This window comes from Kitasatospora sp. NPDC008115 (assembly GCF_042957205.1).
Taxonomy (GTDB): Bacteria; Actinomycetota; Actinomycetes; order Streptomycetales; family Streptomycetaceae; genus Kitasatospora.
In genome coordinates, this window is the sequence record NZ_JBIBHU010000013.1 from 1 (window position 1) to 16,950 (window position 16,950).

Annotated in this window: 13 protein-coding genes; 4 read left to right on the forward strand and 9 right to left on the reverse strand. The window is 73.0% G+C overall.

Annotation, left to right across the window (positions count from 1 at the left end; all coding sequences use genetic code 11):
• The first annotated feature begins 195 nt into the window (after nucleotides 1–195).
• Nucleotides 196–663 (forward strand): hypothetical protein, encoded by a 468-nt coding sequence (locus tag ACFZBX_RS17845; protein ID WP_391534687.1) that lies wholly within the window; start codon nucleotides 196–198, stop codon nucleotides 661–663.
• A gap of 6 nt (nucleotides 664–669) precedes the next feature.
• Here the strand turns inward: ACFZBX_RS17845 and ACFZBX_RS17850 are convergent, their stop codons facing one another.
• Both ACFZBX_RS17850 and ACFZBX_RS17855 read right to left on the reverse strand, forming a co-directional pair.
• Entirely contained in the window at nucleotides 670–1,641 is a 972-nt protein-coding gene (locus tag ACFZBX_RS17850; protein WP_391534688.1) for a BtrH N-terminal domain-containing protein, read from the reverse strand.
• Complete coding sequence (locus ACFZBX_RS17855; RefSeq protein WP_391534689.1) at nucleotides 1,638–2,504, reverse strand: MerR family transcriptional regulator; 867 nt, start codon at nucleotides 2,502–2,504, stop codon at nucleotides 1,638–1,640. Before ACFZBX_RS17855 ends, ACFZBX_RS17850 begins: the two co-directional genes overlap by 4 nt.
• A 183-nt stretch (nucleotides 2,505–2,687) precedes the next feature.
• Between ACFZBX_RS17855 and ACFZBX_RS17860 the strand changes: the two genes are divergently transcribed.
• On the forward strand, nucleotides 2,688–3,614 hold the full coding sequence (locus ACFZBX_RS17860; protein ID WP_391534690.1) for an NADP-dependent oxidoreductase: 927 nt from the start codon (nucleotides 2,688–2,690) through the stop codon (nucleotides 3,612–3,614).
• 50 nt (nucleotides 3,615–3,664) lie between these two features.
• Entirely contained in the window at nucleotides 3,665–4,594 is a 930-nt protein-coding gene (locus ACFZBX_RS17865) for an AraC family transcriptional regulator (RefSeq protein ID WP_391534691.1), read from the forward strand.
• Between the two features lie 52 nt (nucleotides 4,595–4,646).
• On the opposite strand, the gene ACFZBX_RS17870 is transcribed toward ACFZBX_RS17865, so the two are convergent.
• Together ACFZBX_RS17870 and ACFZBX_RS17875 are read right to left on the reverse strand one after the other, a co-directional pair.
• On the reverse strand, nucleotides 4,647–5,552 hold the full coding sequence (locus tag ACFZBX_RS17870; RefSeq protein WP_391534692.1) for an LLM class flavin-dependent oxidoreductase: 906 nt from the start codon (nucleotides 5,550–5,552) through the stop codon (nucleotides 4,647–4,649).
• A gap of 100 nt (nucleotides 5,553–5,652) precedes the next feature.
• A complete protein-coding gene (locus tag ACFZBX_RS17875; protein ID WP_391534693.1) occupies nucleotides 5,653–6,102 on the reverse strand; it encodes a MarR family winged helix-turn-helix transcriptional regulator in 450 nt (149 codons plus the stop codon).
• Between the two features lie 72 nt (nucleotides 6,103–6,174).
• Here ACFZBX_RS17875 and ACFZBX_RS17880 point away from each other — a divergent pair, with 72 nt between their 5' ends.
• Complete coding sequence (locus tag ACFZBX_RS17880; RefSeq protein ID WP_391534694.1) at nucleotides 6,175–6,744, forward strand: Uma2 family endonuclease; 570 nt, start codon at nucleotides 6,175–6,177, stop codon at nucleotides 6,742–6,744.
• A gap of 159 nt (nucleotides 6,745–6,903) precedes the next feature.
• Here ACFZBX_RS17880 and ACFZBX_RS17885 read toward each other — a convergent pair whose 3' ends face one another.
• The 5 genes from ACFZBX_RS17885 to gltB all read right to left on the reverse strand — a co-directional run bounded on the left by ACFZBX_RS17885 (nucleotide 6,904) and on the right by gltB (nucleotide 16,887).
• Complete coding sequence (locus tag ACFZBX_RS17885) at nucleotides 6,904–7,758, reverse strand: SAM-dependent methyltransferase (protein WP_391534695.1); 855 nt, start codon at nucleotides 7,756–7,758, stop codon at nucleotides 6,904–6,906.
• A gap of 162 nt (nucleotides 7,759–7,920) precedes the next feature.
• On the reverse strand, nucleotides 7,921–9,378 hold the full coding sequence (locus ACFZBX_RS17890) for an aldehyde dehydrogenase family protein (protein ID WP_391534696.1): 1,458 nt from the start codon (nucleotides 9,376–9,378) through the stop codon (nucleotides 7,921–7,923).
• Nucleotides 9,379–9,466: 88 nt separating this feature from the next.
• Nucleotides 9,467–10,333, reverse strand: coding sequence for a helix-turn-helix domain-containing protein (locus ACFZBX_RS17895; protein WP_391534697.1), 867 nt, complete (start codon nucleotides 10,331–10,333; stop codon nucleotides 9,467–9,469).
• Nucleotides 10,334–10,832: 499 nt separating this feature from the next.
• Nucleotides 10,833–12,293 carry a glutamate synthase subunit beta gene (locus ACFZBX_RS17900; protein ID WP_391534698.1) on the reverse strand — a complete coding sequence of 487 codons (1,461 nt, stop codon included), beginning with the start codon at nucleotides 12,291–12,293 and terminating at the stop codon, nucleotides 10,833–10,835.
• A complete protein-coding gene (gltB, locus tag ACFZBX_RS17905; protein ID WP_391534854.1) occupies nucleotides 12,286–16,887 on the reverse strand; it encodes a glutamate synthase large subunit in 4,602 nt (1,533 codons plus the stop codon). Before gltB ends, ACFZBX_RS17900 begins: the two co-directional genes overlap by 8 nt.
• Nucleotides 16,888–16,950 lie beyond the last annotated feature (63 nt).

Genomic DNA, 16,950 nt, shown 5'->3' on the forward strand with positions numbered 1-16,950 from the left:
CACTGCGGAGCATTGGCGACCGACGACAACGCGGCGAGGTGCGTGCCCCGGCGCCGCGGACCCGGCAAAGATCCGCAAGACACGCCCTAGGTCGCCGGTCCGCCTGCGGCGCCCGCCGCGGCACCGCCGAGAACGGCCCCGGGGCCCGCGCCCTGGGGCTGTTCGCTGCCGCCCTGCCCCGGTAGCGTGCCCGGCATGGCGGCGCACCCCCCGGACCCCGACCCCACCCGCCACGGCCGGCTGCGCCCGGTCGCGGCCTGGGCACTGGACGGCCGCCCGCCGCGCGGGGTGCCGGGCGCGTTCGGCGAACCGTGCGCCCGGGTCGGGCGGGACCTGCTGCGGGCGCCCGGAACCGGCGTGCCGTCGGCGGGCCTGCGCTGGGACCTCTCGGTGGACACCCCGTCCGGGTTCATGCTCGGACTGGCCACGGACACCCTCCGGTTCGCCCTCCCCGCCGACCCCGCACTGCCGTCCGGGCGGCTCACCTCCTGGGTGGCCGAGATCGTCCAGGACCACCTGGCCGGCTACGAGTTCTTCCAGTGGCCGGCCTGCCCGGGGCACCCGCACCTCCTGAAGCCCGTCCTCACGGCCGGCGAGGCCCGCTGGTGCTGCCCGGCCGGCGGACACGGGCAGGGCCTCATCGGTTCCCTGGCCGCCGGCTGACCCCGGTCACCCCAGCCGGACCAGCTCCCCCATCGCCTCGCGCTCGATCCGGGCCAGCCCGTCCAGCAGGCGGCCGGCCCGCTCCAGCGGCGCGGCGTCCCCGGACTCCCCCGCCGCGCCGACCAGTTCGGCCACCTCGGTCCAGCCCGCCGCCGCCTCGGCGTAGCGGTCGCGGGCGGCGCGGACCCGGGGGTCGTCGAGCAGTTCGGCGCACTCGCCGAGGAAGTCCCGGTAGAGGTTGCGGAACAGCGCGCCGCCGGTCCCGGCCAGCTCCATCAGCCGGGCGGCCTGCGGCAGTTGGCGCTCCGGCCGCTCGGCGCGGGCCAGCCAGCCGGGCACCAGGCCGGCCGCCTTGGTGATCCCCCGGTGGCCGAGGTTGGCGATCGGCGGGTGCAGGAACGCCGCCGCGCACTCGGCCATCGCCGGGGCCACCAGGGCGCGCGGGTCCGGGAGTTCGCCGCGCAGGGCGAGGGTGAAGGAGCGGTTGCGGGCGGTCATCGGGCCGCGCTCGGCGCGCGCCGCCGCGAGCGAGGCCAGGCTGGTGGTGACCGCGCCGCCCTGCTGCCCGGTGTCCACCAGGCGGGCGGTCCCGCCGTCGTAGCCCTCCATCGCGACCACGTGCCCGCCGAAGTGCACCTTGGAGGTGAAGTACTCCAGGTGGTAGCTGTCGAGCTGGAGCCCGACCGGGCGCCCGGCGTCCAGTTCGTCGGCCACGTTCCGCCAGGCCCGCCGGGCGGAGGCGGTCTCCCGGACGTCCAGCTCCAGGCCGAGCCGGGCGGCCAGCGAGCGGGTCAGCCCGAACGGCTTGACCCGGCCGCCGAGGAACGGGAAGTCCATGCCCTTGCCGTCCCAGTAGACGAACGACAGCCCGGCCCCGAGCCCGAACAGCATCGGCTCGGACAGCTCGACGCCCTCGTGGCGCAGCAGCACGCCCAGCGCCGTCGTCTCGCAGTGCTTCCCGCCGCGCGGCTCCGTCATGCCGCCTCCTCCGTCCGCTCCTCGACCCGGACCACCAGCCGGGTCGTCCACTCCTCCGCCGGGGCCTCCCCCGGTCCGACCAGGTACGCCTCCCGCACCGGCGCCACCGGCCGCAGTCCGCGCTCGTGCACGGCGGCCAGCAACGCGTGGTAGGCGAGCGGCAGTTGGACGTACGGGCCGTGGTGCACCGTGGCCACCACCGGCCCGCCGGGCAGCACTTCGCGCTCCAGGCCGGCCGGCAGCACGCCCGCCCCGTCCGCCGCACCCGCTGCGCCGTCCGGCTGCGCCGTCTCGGCGCCGACCGCGATCCGCATGCCCTCCGCGAGGTCCAGCGGGAACAGCCCCCACAGCGGGGGCCGCCACGGCGTGCCGTCCAGTCCCGCCAGCAGCCGGCCGACGCACCCGCCGATCCGCTGCGCCAGTTCGCCCGGCCCGGCCACCGCCCGCACCACGGCGAGCCGGCGCCCCGGCTCCCGGCCGGTGGTGATCTCGTACCCGGGCAGCCCGCCGCCGTCCGCGAGGCGCTCCAGCAGCTCCAGGCGGGCCCGGTCGCGGGTGATCCGCTCGGCGACCCGGTCGCGTTCGGCGCGCAGCAGGCGGGCCCGCTCCGCCTCGGTGGCCGCCAGGGTCGCGCCGATCACCGCCAGCGGCACGTCGAGTTCGCGCAGCAGGGCGACGGTGAGCGCGTCGCGGGCCTGGTCCGGGGCGTAGTAGCGGTACCCGGTGGCGGGGTCGACCCGGGCCGGGGTGAGCAGGCCGGTGTCGTCGTAGTGGCGGAGCTGTTTGACGCTCAGCCGGCAGAGGCGGGCGAAGCGCCCGATGGTGAGGAGGTCGTCCCGCAGGACGTCGTCTGGGTCTCGCACGGCCCCATCGTGGACCCTCCCGCCGTGGGAGGGTCCACCGCGCCCGGCTTCGCGGCCGAGGCGGCCGGCCGGCGAGACGCTGGGACATCTTCCCGAGACAGCGGGATATTCAGCCGCGCGCGGGCCGCTCCTACCGTTGATCACGTCACGAAGAGCACGGTCTTCCCGAGAAGGAGCAGTCCCATGCGCGCAGTCACCCAGAAGTCCTTCGGCGGCCCGGAGGTCCTGGAGGTCGTCGAGGCCGAGCGGCCCGTCCCGCTCGGCGCCGAGGTCCTCGTCCGGGTCCACGCCAGCGGCGTCAACCCGGTGGACGCGGCGGTGCGCTCCGGTGCCTACCCGCTGCTCGGCGAGCCGCCGTTCGGGGTCGGCTGGGACATCTCCGGCGTGGTCGAGGAGGTCGGCCCGGGCGCCCGGTTCAAGGTCGGCGACGAGGTGTTCGGGATGCCGTTCTTCCCGCGCGCCGCCACCGGCTACGCCGAGTACGTGGCGGTGCCCTCCCGCCAGGTGGCCCGCAAGCCCGCCTCGCTGGACCACGTGCGGGCCGCCGCGCTGCCGCTGGCCGCGCTGACCGCCTGGCAGGGCCTGGTGGACGCGGCGCGGCTGTCCGAGGGGCAGCGGGTGCTGATCCACCGGGCGGCGGGCGGCGTCGGCCACCTCGCCGTGCAGATCGCCAAGGCCCGCGGCGCGCACGTGATCGGCCTGGCGAGCGCGCCGAAGCACGACTTCGTGCGTTCGCTGGGCGCCGACGAGGTGCTCGACTACCGCGAGGAGGGCTTCCTCGGGCGGGTCGGCGAGGTGGACGTGGTGTTCGACTCGTCCTCGCAGGGCACCGCCTCCCTGGAGGTGCTGCCGGCGGGCGGCGTGCTGGTCTCGATCATGGAGCACTGGAACACCGAACTGGCCGCCGAGGTCGAGGCCGCCGGGCGGCGGTTCGCGGGCGTCATGGTGGAGCCGGACTACGCCTCGCTGGAGGCGATCGCCCGGCTGGTCGACGAGGGCCTGCTCCGTCCGCACGTCGCCGAAACCTTCCCGCTGGAGGAGGCCGCCAAGGCGCACGAGCTGATCGCCACCGGCCGCACCCAGGGCAAGATCGTCCTGACCGTCGGCTGAGTTCCGTAGGCTTCACGGGGACGGCGGAGACCGGCGAGCGAGGAGGGCGCATGGACATCCTGACCGAGGCACTGGGCTCGATGCGCACGGGGCAGCCCGCCTCCGTCCGCACCGAGGGACGGGCCCCGTGGGGGCTGCGGCTGCCCCCGGTCGCCGGCGCCGGCTTCCACGTGGTGCTGTACGGGACGTGCTGGCTGGTGCCGCTGGAGGACGGGGCCGCGCCGATCGCGCTCAGCCCGGGGGACGTGGTGTTCCTGCGCGACGGCCGCGGCCACGTCCTCGCCGACCGGCCGGGCACCCCGGCCGTCCCCGAGCAGCCCTCGCAGTTCCGGCCGTCCCTGCCGATCGGCACCCTCAGCATCGGCGGGGACGGTCCGCGCACCAGCCTGCTGTGCGGCAACTACCACCTCGACCAGTCCCGCCCGCACCCGCTGGTGCGGCAACTGCCGGCGATCATCCACCTGCAGACCCGGCACGGGCGGCACCCGGAGCTGAGCGCGGCGGTCCAGCTGCTCGGCGCCGAGCTGGAGAACCCCAGGATCGGTTCGACCGGCATAGTCCCGGCGCTGATCGACTCGCTGCTGCTGTACATCCTGCGGGCCTGGTTCGAGGAACAGCCGCCCGGCGCCGCGGCCGGCTGGGCGGCGGCGCTCGGCGACTCGGCGGTGGCCCCGGCGCTCACCGCGATCCACGAGGCGCCGTCGACGGCGTGGACGGTGGAGTCGCTCGCCGCCCGGGCCGGCCTGTCCCGGGCGGCGTTCGCCCGCCGCTTCACCTCGCTGATCGGCGAGCCGCCGATGGCCTATCTGACCCGCTGGCGGATGACCACGGCGGCCCGGCTGCTGCGCGAGTCGGAGGCGCCGCTGACCACCGTCGCCGCGAGGACCGGCTACGGCTCGGAGTACGCGTTCGCGAAGGCGTTCAAGCGCGAGTTCGGCCTGGCCCCGGGCGGCTACCGCCGCGAGTCCCGGACGGCCTGAATCCGGGCCGGAGTGGGAAGTCGGACCGGCCGGGCCTCCCACTCCCGCGGGGCTACGCCTCGGCGACCGCCTCGCGCACCGCGGGGGCGATCTCGTTGGCCCAGCGGCCGAGGGTGAGCGGGTCCGGGGAGCCGTGGTCAGCGGCGAACAGGGTGAAGCCGGACGCGCCGTGCTCCAGCACCGCGCCGGTCAGCTCCGCCACCCACTGGTCCACCGAGCCGCCGAGCCAGGTCCTCTCCTCGTCCCTGGTCGCGGTCAGCGGGCGGTCGGTGATCCGGCCCGGGAGGTTGTAGACGGTGCGGATCTCGCGCGGGTCGCGCCCGACGGCGGCGGCCGCCTCGTCGACCACCGGCCGCGAGGTGCGGTAGCGCTCGCTGAGCCAGTCCGCCGCGTGGCCGGGGATCCAGCCGTCGGCGACCCGGCCGGTGACGGCCAGCGACTTGCGGCCGTTGGAGCCCGTCCACACCGGCGGCGCGGCCACCGGCGCGGGCTCGATCCCCCGCACCCGGTAGTGCCGGCCCTCGTGGGTGACCGGCTCGCCGCCGCCGGACAGCCGCTTGACCAGGACGATCGCCTCCTCGAAGGCCTCCACCGCCTCGCCGGGGCCGAGCCGCTCCACACCGAGGTCGGCGATCCGGTCCCAGAGCCCGCCGGCGCCCATGCCGAGCACCACCCGCCCGCCGGAGAGCGCGGACAGCGAGGTGACCGCCCGGGCCAGCAGCGGCGCGGGCCTGCTCGGCAGGTTGGTGACGTTGGCGAAGCCGCTGATCCGCTCGGTGCGCCCGAGCAGGAACCCGAGCGCGGCGTAGGCGTCCACCCGCCCGCCGAGGTAGGGGTGGTCGGACAGCGAGAAGTGGTCCAGGCCGTCCCGGTCGGCCTGCTGGACGACGCTCAGCAGCCGCCCGGTGTCGGCGAGGTCCCCCGGTGCGCCGAATCCGAAGACGACGGTACGACTCATGTTCCCTTGCCCCCAAAGCAGAAAAGAGTTGCAGTTCGCACTACGAACATATTAGTTCGCACCACGAACTGCAACCCTCGAACCGCCGGCTTCCGGCCCGCTACTCCCCGAACACCGGGGGCACCTTGTTGTCCAGCACGACCCGCCCGAGCAGCCCGGCGAGCACCTCCCGCTCCCCGTCGGACAGACCGGCCGGCAGCCCGTCGATCCGCCGGCAGGTCTCCGCGTGGAACCGCCCCGCCACCGCCCGCCCCTGCGGCGTCAACGCGACCCGCACCGCCCGCGCATCGTCCTCACAACTCTCCCGCCGCACCAGCCCGTTGCGCTCGGTCCGGTCAACCAGCCCGGTCAGGCTCGACTTGGCCAGCCGCAACAGACCGCCCAACTCCCCCATCACATAGGACCGCCCCATCAGCACGCACAGCAACTGCCCCTGCTGCGGCGTCAGCCCGTGCTCCCGCGCCGACTCGGCGTACACCGCGTCCACCAGGAACGCCGCCCGCACCAGCGCCCCCACGACCCCGATCCCCTCACCCGCGCTCTTGTCCACCCACCCACCCTACCGCGACAATTCGCACCACGAACTATCGCAGGCATCTGCTCCGGGTGAGACGATGGTGGCATGACTGGATTCCAGGCCCCCGAACGACACGCGCAGCTACTGGCCTACGCGCAGAGCCTGAATCCGCCATCGGGCTGGAAGATCGAGGTCTCCGGTGACGAGATCATCATGATGGCAGGCCCCTCGGTGATCCACCAACGCAACCTGCTGATCGTCCGCCGCCAGTTCGACGCCAACTGCCCCGACGGGCTGATGCCCAGTGAGAACACCGACCTCGCCTCACCCCACACCGGCAAGCTCCGCAACCCCGACCTCACCTACATCCCGCTCGACACCGTCGAGCTCGGCGGAGACCAGGTGCCCGCCGAGCTCGCTGTGATCGCGGTCGAGATCGTCTCCCCTTCCAATCCGGAGAACGACCTGGTCGGCAAGGTCCGCGACTACCCCCAGATGGCGATCCCGCTCTACCTGGTGATCGACCCGCGCGAGGGCACTCTCATCCTCCACTCCGAGCCCGGCGGCGGCACCTACCGCCGGCACTGGACCGGGAAGTTCGGCGACGCCGTGCCGATCCCGGCGCCGTTCTCCTTCGAGCTCGCGACCGCCGAACTCCTCCGCTACCCCGGCTAGGGCGTGTCTTGTGGATCTTGTCGGATCAGGCCGCGGCGTTGGGGTGCGTGCATCGCAAGGCGGAGGAGGGAGCCACTGCGGAGCATTGGCGACCGACGACAACGCGGCGAGGTGCGTGCCCCGGCGCCGCGGACCCGGCAAAGATCCGCAAGACACGCCCTAGGGCTTCTCGGCGACGGCGGCCCAGATGCCGATCTGGGAGTCGGTGGGCTGCTCGGGGGTGTCGGGGCGCCAGAGGGGGGCGGTGACCAGGCCGGGGGCGGTGAGGGTGAGGCCGTCGAGGAAGCGCAGCACCTGGTCGCGGCTGCGCATGGTCAGCTGGGCGGAGGCGCTGCGGTAGACGGCGGCGCCGCGGCCGGCGTCGGCGGTCGGGGTGAAGTCGAGGGTGCCGTGCGACAGGACGAGGCGGCTGCCGGGCGGCAGGGCGTCCACCAGGGTGCGCACGATGGCGTACGGGTCGTCCTGCTCGTCGATGAAGTGCAGGACGGCGATGAGCAGCAGCGCCACCGGCTCGCCGGAGTCCAGCGCCCGCCGGACCTCGGGGGTGGCCAGGATCGCGGCCGGGTCGCGCAGGTCGGCCTGGACCACCGAGGTGCTCTCCGGGGTGGTGCCGCTCAGCAGGGCGCGGCCGTGCACCAGCACGATCGGGTCGTTGTCGAGGTAGACCACCCGGGCGTCCGGCCGCACCCGCTGGGCGACCTCATGGGTGTTCCCGGCGCTGGGGATGCCGGTGCCGATGTCGACGAACCACCGGATGCCCTCCTCGGCGAGGTGGCGCACCGCGCGGCCGAGGAAGGCCCGGTTGGCCAACGCGCTGAGCCGCACCATCGGGCTGATGGCGAGCACCTTCTCGGCGGCCTCGCGGTCGGCCGGGAAGTTGTCCTTGCCGCCGATGTAGTAGTCGTACATCCGGGCGGGGTGCGGGATCTCGGGGCGCAGGTCGGCGGGCGGCCGCGCCTCGTTGTCCTCGCCCCCCACGAGCCACTCCCGGCCGATCTCCTGAAACCCGGTCACCCCTGCCACCCCTTCGGTCCATTCCGGTCACGCGCGGTCGAACACAGTCCCCCCGTGGTCCGACAGGCGCAGCATAGGGCAGCCCCGGCCGGCAAGTGGAACCCGGCCGTCCCCTCGGGCACCGGAAGGGGCAGGAGGGGACGGCCGGCACGGCTGGAACGGTCAGAACGGGAAGCGGCTGCGCCCGTGCTGGATCGAGATCCACTTCACCGTGGTGAACGCGTCGACCGTGGACTCGCCGTTCAGCCGGCCCACGCCCGAGTTCTTCTCGCCGCCGAAGGGCACCACCGGCTCGTCCGCGATGGTCCCGTCGTTGACGTGGATCATGCCGGTCTCGATCCGCTGCGCGACCCGCACGCCGCGCTCCACGTCGGCCGTGTGCACGGCGCCGCTGAGCCCGAACGGCGTGTCGTTGGCGATCCGCACCGCCTCGTCCTCGCCGTCGAACGGCACGACCAGCACGACCGGCCCGAACAGCTCGCGCCGCAGGATCGGCGCGTCGGCCGGCAGGTCGCCGAGCACCACGGGCGCCATCAGGCTGCCGGTGGTGGTGCCGCGCAGCAGCGCGGTGGCGCCGGCGGCGATCGCCTGGTCGACCTGCGCGGTGAGGGCGTCGGCCTGGACCGGGTTGATCAGCGGGCCGATGTGGGTGGCGGGGTCCCGGGGGTCGCCGACCTTGAGGGTGGCGACCTTGGCGACGAACTTCCGGGTGAACTCCTCGGCCACGGCGCGGTCGACCAGCACCCGGTTGGCGGCCATGCAGACCTGCCCCTGGTGCACGAAGCGGCTGAACACGGCCGCGTCCACCGCGTAGTCGACGTCGGCGTCGTCCAGCACGATCAACGCGCTGTTGCCGCCGAGCTCCAGGACGGTCCGCTTGAAGTGCGAGGCGGCGACGGTGGCGACGTGCCGGCCGACCTTGTCGGAGCCGGTGAAGGAGATCACCTTGGGGACCGGGTGCTCGATGAACGCGTCGCCGATCTCGGCGATGTCGGTGACCACCACGTTCAGCAGGCCGGCCGGCAGGCCCGCCTCCTCGAAGATCTTGGCGATCAGGGTGCCGCCGACCACCGGGGTCTCCTGGTGCGGCTTGAGCACCACGCCGTTGCCGAGCGCCAGCGCCGGGGCGACGGCCTTCATCGACAGGAACAGCGGGAAGTTGAACGGGCTGATCACGCCGACGACGCCGACCGGCAGCCGGTAGAGCCGGTTCTCCTTGCCGTCCACCGGGGAGGGCAGCAGCCGGCCCTCGGCGCGCAGCGACAGCTGCATCGCCTCGCGCAGCATGTCCTTGGTGAGCGACAGCTCGAACCAGGCCTTGACGGCGGTGCCGCCGAGCTCGGTCATGATGTCCCGGGTGATCTCCGCCTCGCGGTCCTCCAGGATCCGCAGCGCGCGCTCGAAGACCAGCCGGCGGGTGTAGGGGTTGGTGGCCGCCCATTCCTGCTGCGCCCGCGCCGCGGCCCGGTAGGCCTGGTCGACCTCGTCGACGGTGGCGACGGTGATCGCGGCGATCTTGTCGCCGGTGAAGGGGTCGACGTCGACGATGTCCCAGGAGCCGCTGCCCTCGCGCCACTCACCGTCGATGTACTGCAGCGCCAACTCGGAAAGGTACGACATCTGATCCCTCTCATGCCTCCGGGAACGCACGAACATCGTTCGCTGTCGTTCGCGATCAGATCTGATCGGGGCTCATCGTACTTATCCGTCAGAGTTCTTGGCGTACGGAGCGAAGAAGTTCTCGTGTCCGCTCGGAGGAGAGGCTGTCCGCCACCAGTCCGTCCATCGCGCCCGCGTACTCGGCGACCTCGGCCGGCTTGTCCAGGTACAGGGCGGTGGTGAACTGCTCCAGGTACACGATGTCCGGCAGTTCCTGCTCGTCGAAGGCCAGCACCGAGAACGCCCCGCCCTCCGCGCGCAGTCCGCCGAAGCCCAGCGGCATCACCTGCAACTCGACGTTCGGCAGCTCGGTCAGCTCCAGCAGCCGGTCGACCTGCGCCCGCATCAGCTCCGGCCCGCCCCAGGGGCGGCGCAGCACGGCCTCGTCCAGCACCGCCACCAGCCGCGGCGCCCGCTCGGCGGTCAGCACCTCCTGGCGCTTGAGCCGCACCTGCACCCGCCGCTCGATCTCGGCCTGCTCGGTGACGTGCCCGCCGTGGGTGATCACCGCCCGCGCGTAGTCGGCGGTCTGCAGCAGCCCGTGGACGAACTGCACCTCGTAGCTGCGGATCTCGGTGGCGGCCTCCTCCAGGCCCAGGTAGTTCTGGAACCAGCCGGGCAGGACGTCCCCGTAGCCGTGCCACCAGGACGTCGCGTTGGCGGCCCGCACCAGCCCCAGCACCGAGGCCCGCTCCGGCTCCGCGTCGACGCCGTACAGCGTCAGCAGGTCGGCGACGTCGCGCTCCTTGAAGCCGACCCGGCCGAGCTCCATCCGGCTGATCTTCGACTCGGAGGCCCGGATCGAGTACCCGGCCTCCTCGCGGCTGACGCCCCGGGCCTCCCGGAGCCTTCGCAGTTGCGACCCCAGCAGCAGACGCCGCACGGTGGCACCACCACCCGCCTGAGTCGCACCCATCGCCTCAACCCTCCGCACCTCGCGCAGCCCCCCGGCCGTCGGCCGCAGTCTTCCATCAGGGACCGACAAACAACAGTCCTCGGAACGCCCTCGGCGGAGCCTCCGGCCCCGCCGTGACCTCCCGGACGACCACCGTCCGGATACGCGCGGTAGCCGACTCGTAGCTCCCCGGAACGCACTCTAGCCCCCCGCCGTCGCCATGGACATCCCCAGCCCCCCGATGTCCCCCCGGAAGCCACAACTCGGCCGGAATCGACAACGGTTGACGCGACCCGGGCACGCGGCCGACCGTCCCGTCCGCTTCGCGCCGGCGACCGGCCCGCCCGGCCCGCCAGGCCCGCCCCGGCCTCCCCGCCCGCCCCCGGAAAACGCGAAAGGCGCCTGCCCCCAAACTGGTCGGGGATGTGGGCAGGCGCCATGGACCGCGGTGGCCCGGCGACGCTGACGGGGTGCGGCTCGGTACGACCCGGCAGTGCGGCGCCGGGCTACCTGGACCGGATCAGACCACCAGGGGGCGGTCCGTCGGCCGGATCGGAGCGGGCAGCGGGGTCTTGCCGCCCAGGTACGTGTCGACCGCCGCGGCGGCCGAGCGGCCCTCCGCGATGGCCCAGACGATCAGGGACTGGCCCCGTCCGGCGTCACCGCAGACGTAGACGCCATCGACATTGGTGGCGAAGCGGCCGTCCCGGGCCACATTACCGCGTGCGTCGAGGTCCACGCCCAGCTGCTCGACCAGACCGTTGCGCACGTCCGTCCCGGTGAAGCCCATCGCCAGGGTGACCAGCTGGGCCGGGATGGCCCGCTCGGTGCCCGGGACCTGCTCGAAGCGGCCGTCCTTGAACGCCACCTCGACGAGGTGCAGCTCCTGGACGTTGCCCTCCTCGTCACCGCTGAAGTGGGTGGTGGAGACGGAGTAGACCCGCTCGCCGCCCTCCTCGTGCGCCGAGGTGACCTTGTAGGTCATCGGCATGGTCGGCCACGGCTGGTTGGCCGGCCGGTCCTCGCCGGGCCGCGGCATGATCTCCAGCTGGGTGACGGAGGCCGCCCCCTGCCGGTGCGCGGTGCCGACGCAGTCCGCGCCGGTGTCGCCGCCGCCGATGACCACGACGTGCTTGCCCTTGGCGCTGATCGGCGACTCCACGAAGTCGCCCTCCTGCACCTTGTTGGCCAGCGGCAGGTACTCCATGGCCTGGTGGACGCCCTTGAGCTCGCGTCCGGGCACCGGCAGGTCGCGGGCGGTGGTGGCGCCGGCCGCGACGACCACCGCGTCGAAGCGCTCGCGCAGCTGCTGCCCGGTGATGTCCTCACCGACGTGCACGCCGGTGCGGAACCGGGTGCCCTCCGCGCGCATCTGCTCGATGCGGCGGTTGATGTGGCGCTTCTCCATCTTGAACTCGGGGATGCCGTAGCGCAGCAGGCCGCCGATCCGGTCGGCCCGCTCGTACACCACCACGGTGTGCCCGGCCCGGGTGAGCTGCTGGGCGGCGGCCAGGCCGGCCGGCCCGGAGCCGACCACGGCGACCGTCTTGCCGGACAGCCGCTCCGGCACCTGCGGGGTGACCCCGCCCCGGTCCCAGGCCTTGTCGATGATGGTGACCTCGACGTTCTTGATGGTCACCGCGTCCTGGTTGATGCCGAGCACGCAGGCCGACTCGCAGGGCGCCGGGCAGAGCCGCCCGGTGAACTCCGGGAAGTTGTTGGTCGCGTGCAGCCGCTCGATCGCACCCTTCCAGTCGTCCCGGTAGGCGAGGTCGTTCCACTCGGGGATGAGGTTCCCGAGCGGGCAGCCGTTGTGGCAGAACGGGATGCCGCAGTCCATGCAGCGGCCGGCCTGCTTGGTGATGATCGGCAGCAGGCTGCGCTCGACGTAGACCTCGTTCCAGTCCCGCAGTCGCACGTCCACCGGACGCCGCTCGGCCAGCTGCTTGGGCGTGGTCAGGAAGCCCTTGGGGTCAGCCATGTGCCGCCTCCATCATCTTGCGAGTGGTCTCGGCCTCGGAGAGGCCATCGCGCTCAGCGGCGTCCTTGGCGGCGAGCACTGCCTTGTAGTCGGTCGGCATGATCGTGGAGAAGCGGGAGACCCCGCTGCCCCAGTCCGCCAGGAGCTCGGCGGCGACGGTGGAGCCGGTCTCCTCGTAGTGCTGCTGCACGGTCTCGCGCAGCCAGTCGCGGTCGGCGGCGCTCGGGGCCTCGATGCCCACCATGCCGCTGTTGACGTTTGCCGGGCGCAGGTCCAGCACGTAGGCGACGCCGCCGGACATGCCGGCCGCCAGGTTGCGCCCGGTCTCGCCGAGGATGACGACCCGGCCGCCGGTCATGTACTCCAGGCCGTGGTCGCCCACGCCCTCGACGACCAGGGTGGCCCCGGAGTTGCGGACGGCGAACCGCTCGCCGGCCTTGCCGCGCAGGTGGATCCGGCCGCCGGTGGCGCCGTAGCCGATGGTGTTGCCGGCGATGACGTGGTTCTGCGCGTCGTTGCCGATCGCCGCCGCGTCGCGGGCCGGGCGGACCACGATCACGCCGCCGGACAGGCCCTTGCCGACGTAGTCGTTGGCGTCGCCCTCCAGGCGCAGCGTGATGCCGCGCGGGACGAAGGCGCCGAAGGACTGGCCGGCCGAGCCGGTGAAGGTGACGTCGATGGTCCCCTCCGGCAGGCCCTCGCCGCGGTACCGCTTGGTCACGTGGTGGCCGAGCATGGTGCCCACGGTCCGGTTGACGTTGCGGATCGGCAGCTGGATGCGGACGGCCTCGCCGTTCTCCAGGGCGTCCTGGGCCAGGTCGATCAGCTGGTTGTCCAGGGCCTTGTCGAGCGCGTGGTCCTGCGTGGTGGTGCGGTGCAGGGCCGCGCCCTCGGGCAGCTCGGGCACGTGGAACAGCGGGGCCAGGTCGAGCCCGGCGGCCTTCCAGTGGTCGACCGCGGCCTCGGCGTCGATGTGCTCGGCGTGGCCGACGGCCTCCTCGATCGAGCGGAAGCCCAGCGAGGCCAGGATCTCCCGGACCTCCTCGGCGATGAACTCGAAGAAGTTGACCACGAACTCCGGCTTGCCGGAGAACCGCTCGCGCAGCACCGGGTTCTGGGTGGCGACGCCGACCGGGCAGGTGTCCAGGTGGCAGACGCGCATCATGATGCAGCCGGAGACCACCAGCGGGGCGGTCGCGAAGCCGAACTCCTCGGCGCCCAGCAGGGCGGCGATGACGACGTCGCGCCCGGTCTTCAGCTGGCCGTCGGTCTGCACCACGATCCGGTCGCGCAGGCCGTTGAGCAGCAGGGTCTGCTGGGTCTCGGCGAGGCCGAGCTCCCAGGGGCCGCCCGCGTGCTTGAGCGAGGTGAGCGGCGAGGCGCCGGTGCCGCCGTCGTGGCCGGAGACCAGGACGACGTCCGCGTGCGCCTTGGAGACGCCGGCCGCGACCGTGCCGACGCCGACCTCGGAGACCAGCTTCACGTGGATGCGGGCCTCGGGGTTGGCGTTCTTGAGGTCGTGGATCAGCTGCGCCAGGTCCTCGATCGAGTAGATGTCGTGGTGCGGCGGCGGCGAGATCAGGCCGACACCCGGGGTGGAGTGCCGGGTCTTGGCGACCCACGGGTACACCTTGTGGCCGGGCAGCTGGCCGCCCTCGCCGGGCTTGGCGCCCTGGGCCATCTTGATCTGGATGTCGTCGGCGTTGACCAGGTACTCGGAGGTGACGCCGAACCGGCCGGAGGCGACCTGCTTGATCGCCGAGCGGCGCTCCGGGTCGTACAGGCGGTCCGGGTCCTCGCCGCCCTCGCCGGTGTTGGACTTGCCGCCGAGGCGGTTCATCGCGATCGCCAGGGTCTCGTGCGCCTCGCGGGAGATCGAGCCGTAGGACATGGCGCCGGTGGAGAACCGCTTGACGATCTCGGAGACCGGCTCGACCTCCTCGACCGGCACCGGGGTGCGGCCGAGCGCGTCGAACCTGAACAGGCCGCGCAGCGTCATCAGCCGCTCGGACTGCTCGTTCACCCGGTCGGTGTACTGCTTGAAGATGTCGTACCGGCGGTTGCGGGTGGAGTGCTGGAGCCGGAAGACGGTGTCCGGGTCGAACAGGTGCGGCTCGCCCTCGCGGCGCCACTGGTACTCGCCGCCGATCTCCAGCGCGCGGTGCGCGGCGGGGATGCCGGAGGCCGGGTAGGCCTTGGCGTGGCGGGCGGCGGTCTCCTTGGCGATCTCGTCCAGGCCGATGCCGCCGAGCTTGGTGGTGGTGCCGGCGAAGTAGGCGTCCACCAGCTCCCGGGAGAGGCCGATCGCCTCGAAGACCTGGGCGCCGCGGTAGGAGGCGACGGTGGAGATGCCCATCTTGGACATCACCTTGAGCACGCCCTTGCCGAGCGCCTTGATCAGGTTCTTGATCGCCTTCTCGGCCTCCACGCCTTCGATGAAGACGTCCTGGGCGACCAGGTCCTCGACCGACTCCATCGCCAGGTACGGGTTGACCGCGCCGGCGCCGAAGCCGATCAGCAGCGCGACGTGGTGCACCTCGCGCACGTCGCCCGCCTCGACCAGCAGCGACACCCGGGTGCGCTGCTTGGTGCGGATCAGGTGGTGGTGGATCGCCGAGGTGAGCAGCAGCGAGGGGATCGGGGCGTGCTCGGCGTCCGAGTGCCGGTCGGAGAGCACGATGATCCGGGCGCCGTCGGCGATCGCCGCGTCGGCCTCGGCCGCGATCGCGGTGAGCCGGGCGGCCAGGGCCTCGCCGCCGCCGGAGACCTTGTACAGGCCGGACAGCGTGACGGCCTTGAGGCCGGGCTGGTCGCCGTCCGCGTTGATGTGGACCAGCTTGGCCAGCTCGTCGTTGTCGATCACCGGGAAGGTGATGCCGACGGAGCGGCAGGCGGCGGCCTCGGCGGCCAGCAGGTTGCCCTCGGGGCCGAGGTTGGACAGCAGCGAGGTGACCAGTTCCTCGCGGATGGCGTCCAGCGGCGGGTTGGTGACCTGCGCGAAGAGCTGCACGAAGTAGTCGAACAGCAGACGCGGCTTCTCGCTCAGCGCGGCGATCGGCGAGTCGGTGCCCATCGAGCCGAGCGCCTCGGCGCCGGTCTTGGCCATCGGCGCCAGGACGACCCGCAGCTCCTCCTCGGTGTAGCCGAAGGTCTGCTGGCGGCGGGTGACCGAGGCGTGGGTGTGGGCGATGTGCTCGCGCTCGGGGAGCTTGGCGAGCTGGATCTGGCCGCCCTCGACCCACTCCTCGTAGGGGTGCTCGGCGGCCAGCGCCGACTTGATCTCCTCGTCCTCGACGATGCGGTGCTCGGCGGTGTCCACGAGGAACATCCGGCCGGGCTGCAGCCGGCCCTTCTTGACCACCCGGGTCTGCTCGATGTCGAGCACGCCGACCTCGGAGGAGAGGACGACCAGGCCGTCCTCGGTGATCCAGTAGCGGGCGGGGCGCAGGCCGTTGCGGTCCAGCACGGCGCCGATCTGGGTGCCGTCGGTGAAGGTGACGCAGGCCGGGCCGTCCCAGGGCTCCATCAGGTTGGAGTGGTACCGGTAGAAGGCGCGGCGGGCCGGGTCCATGGTGGCGTGGTTCTCCCACGCCTCCGGGATCATCATCAGCACGGCGTGCGGCAGCGTGCGGCCGCCGAGGTGGAGCAGCTCCAGGACCTCGTCGAAGGAGGCCGAGTCGGAGTGGTCCGGGGTGCAGACCGGGAAGATCCGGCTCAGACCCTGCCCGTTCCGGTTGGCCGGGATGAGGTCGGTGGCGAGCTGGGACTCCCGGGCGGTCATCCAGTTCCGGTTGCCCTTGACCGTGTTGATCTCGCCGTTGTGCGCGACGAACCGGTACGGGTGGGCGAGCGGCCAGCTCGGGAAGGTGTTGGTGGAGAACCGGGAGTGCACCAGGCCGAGCGCGGAGGCGTAGAGCCGGTCCGACAGGTCGGGGAAGAAGGGCTCCAGCTGGCCGGTGGTCAGCATGCCCTTGTAGACGATGGTGCGCGCGGAGAGCGACGGGAAGTAGACCCCGGCCTCGCGCTCGGAGCGCTTGCGGACCACGAAGGCGATCCGGTCCAGCTCGATGCCGGCCTTGCCCTCGCCGGCCAGGAAGAGCTGGCGGAAGCGCGGCATCACACCGCGCGCGGTGGCGCCCAGCAGGTCGGGGCTGACCGGGACGTCGCGCCAGCCGAGGACGGTCAGGTCCTCCTCGGCCGCGATCGCCTCGATCCGGGCGACGGCGGCGGCGTCCTCGTCGTCGGCGTCGGGCAGGAAGGAGATGCCGACGGCGTAGGCGCCGGCCTCGGGGAGGTCGAAGGACACCTTGGCGCGCAGGAAGGCGTCCGGGATCTGGGTGAGGATTCCCGCGCCGTCGCCGGAGTCCGGCTCGGCGCCGGTGGCGCCGCGGTGCTCCAGGTTGCGCAGGACGGTCAGCGCCTGCTCGACGACGGTGTGGTCGGCGATGCCGGTCAGCGTGGCGACGAATCCGACGCCACAGGCGTCGTGCTCGTTTCGCGGGTCGTACAGGCCCTGAGCAGCAGGTCGCGCATCCGGAACGAGCGCGTACGGCGGGCGGGCGGCGCCGGCCTGGGGCTCGTTGGCGGAGTGCATGGATGCAGACAGCATCGGCTCTCCCGTCGTCGTCTTTCGAAACTGGTGCAGTAGGGACGACGT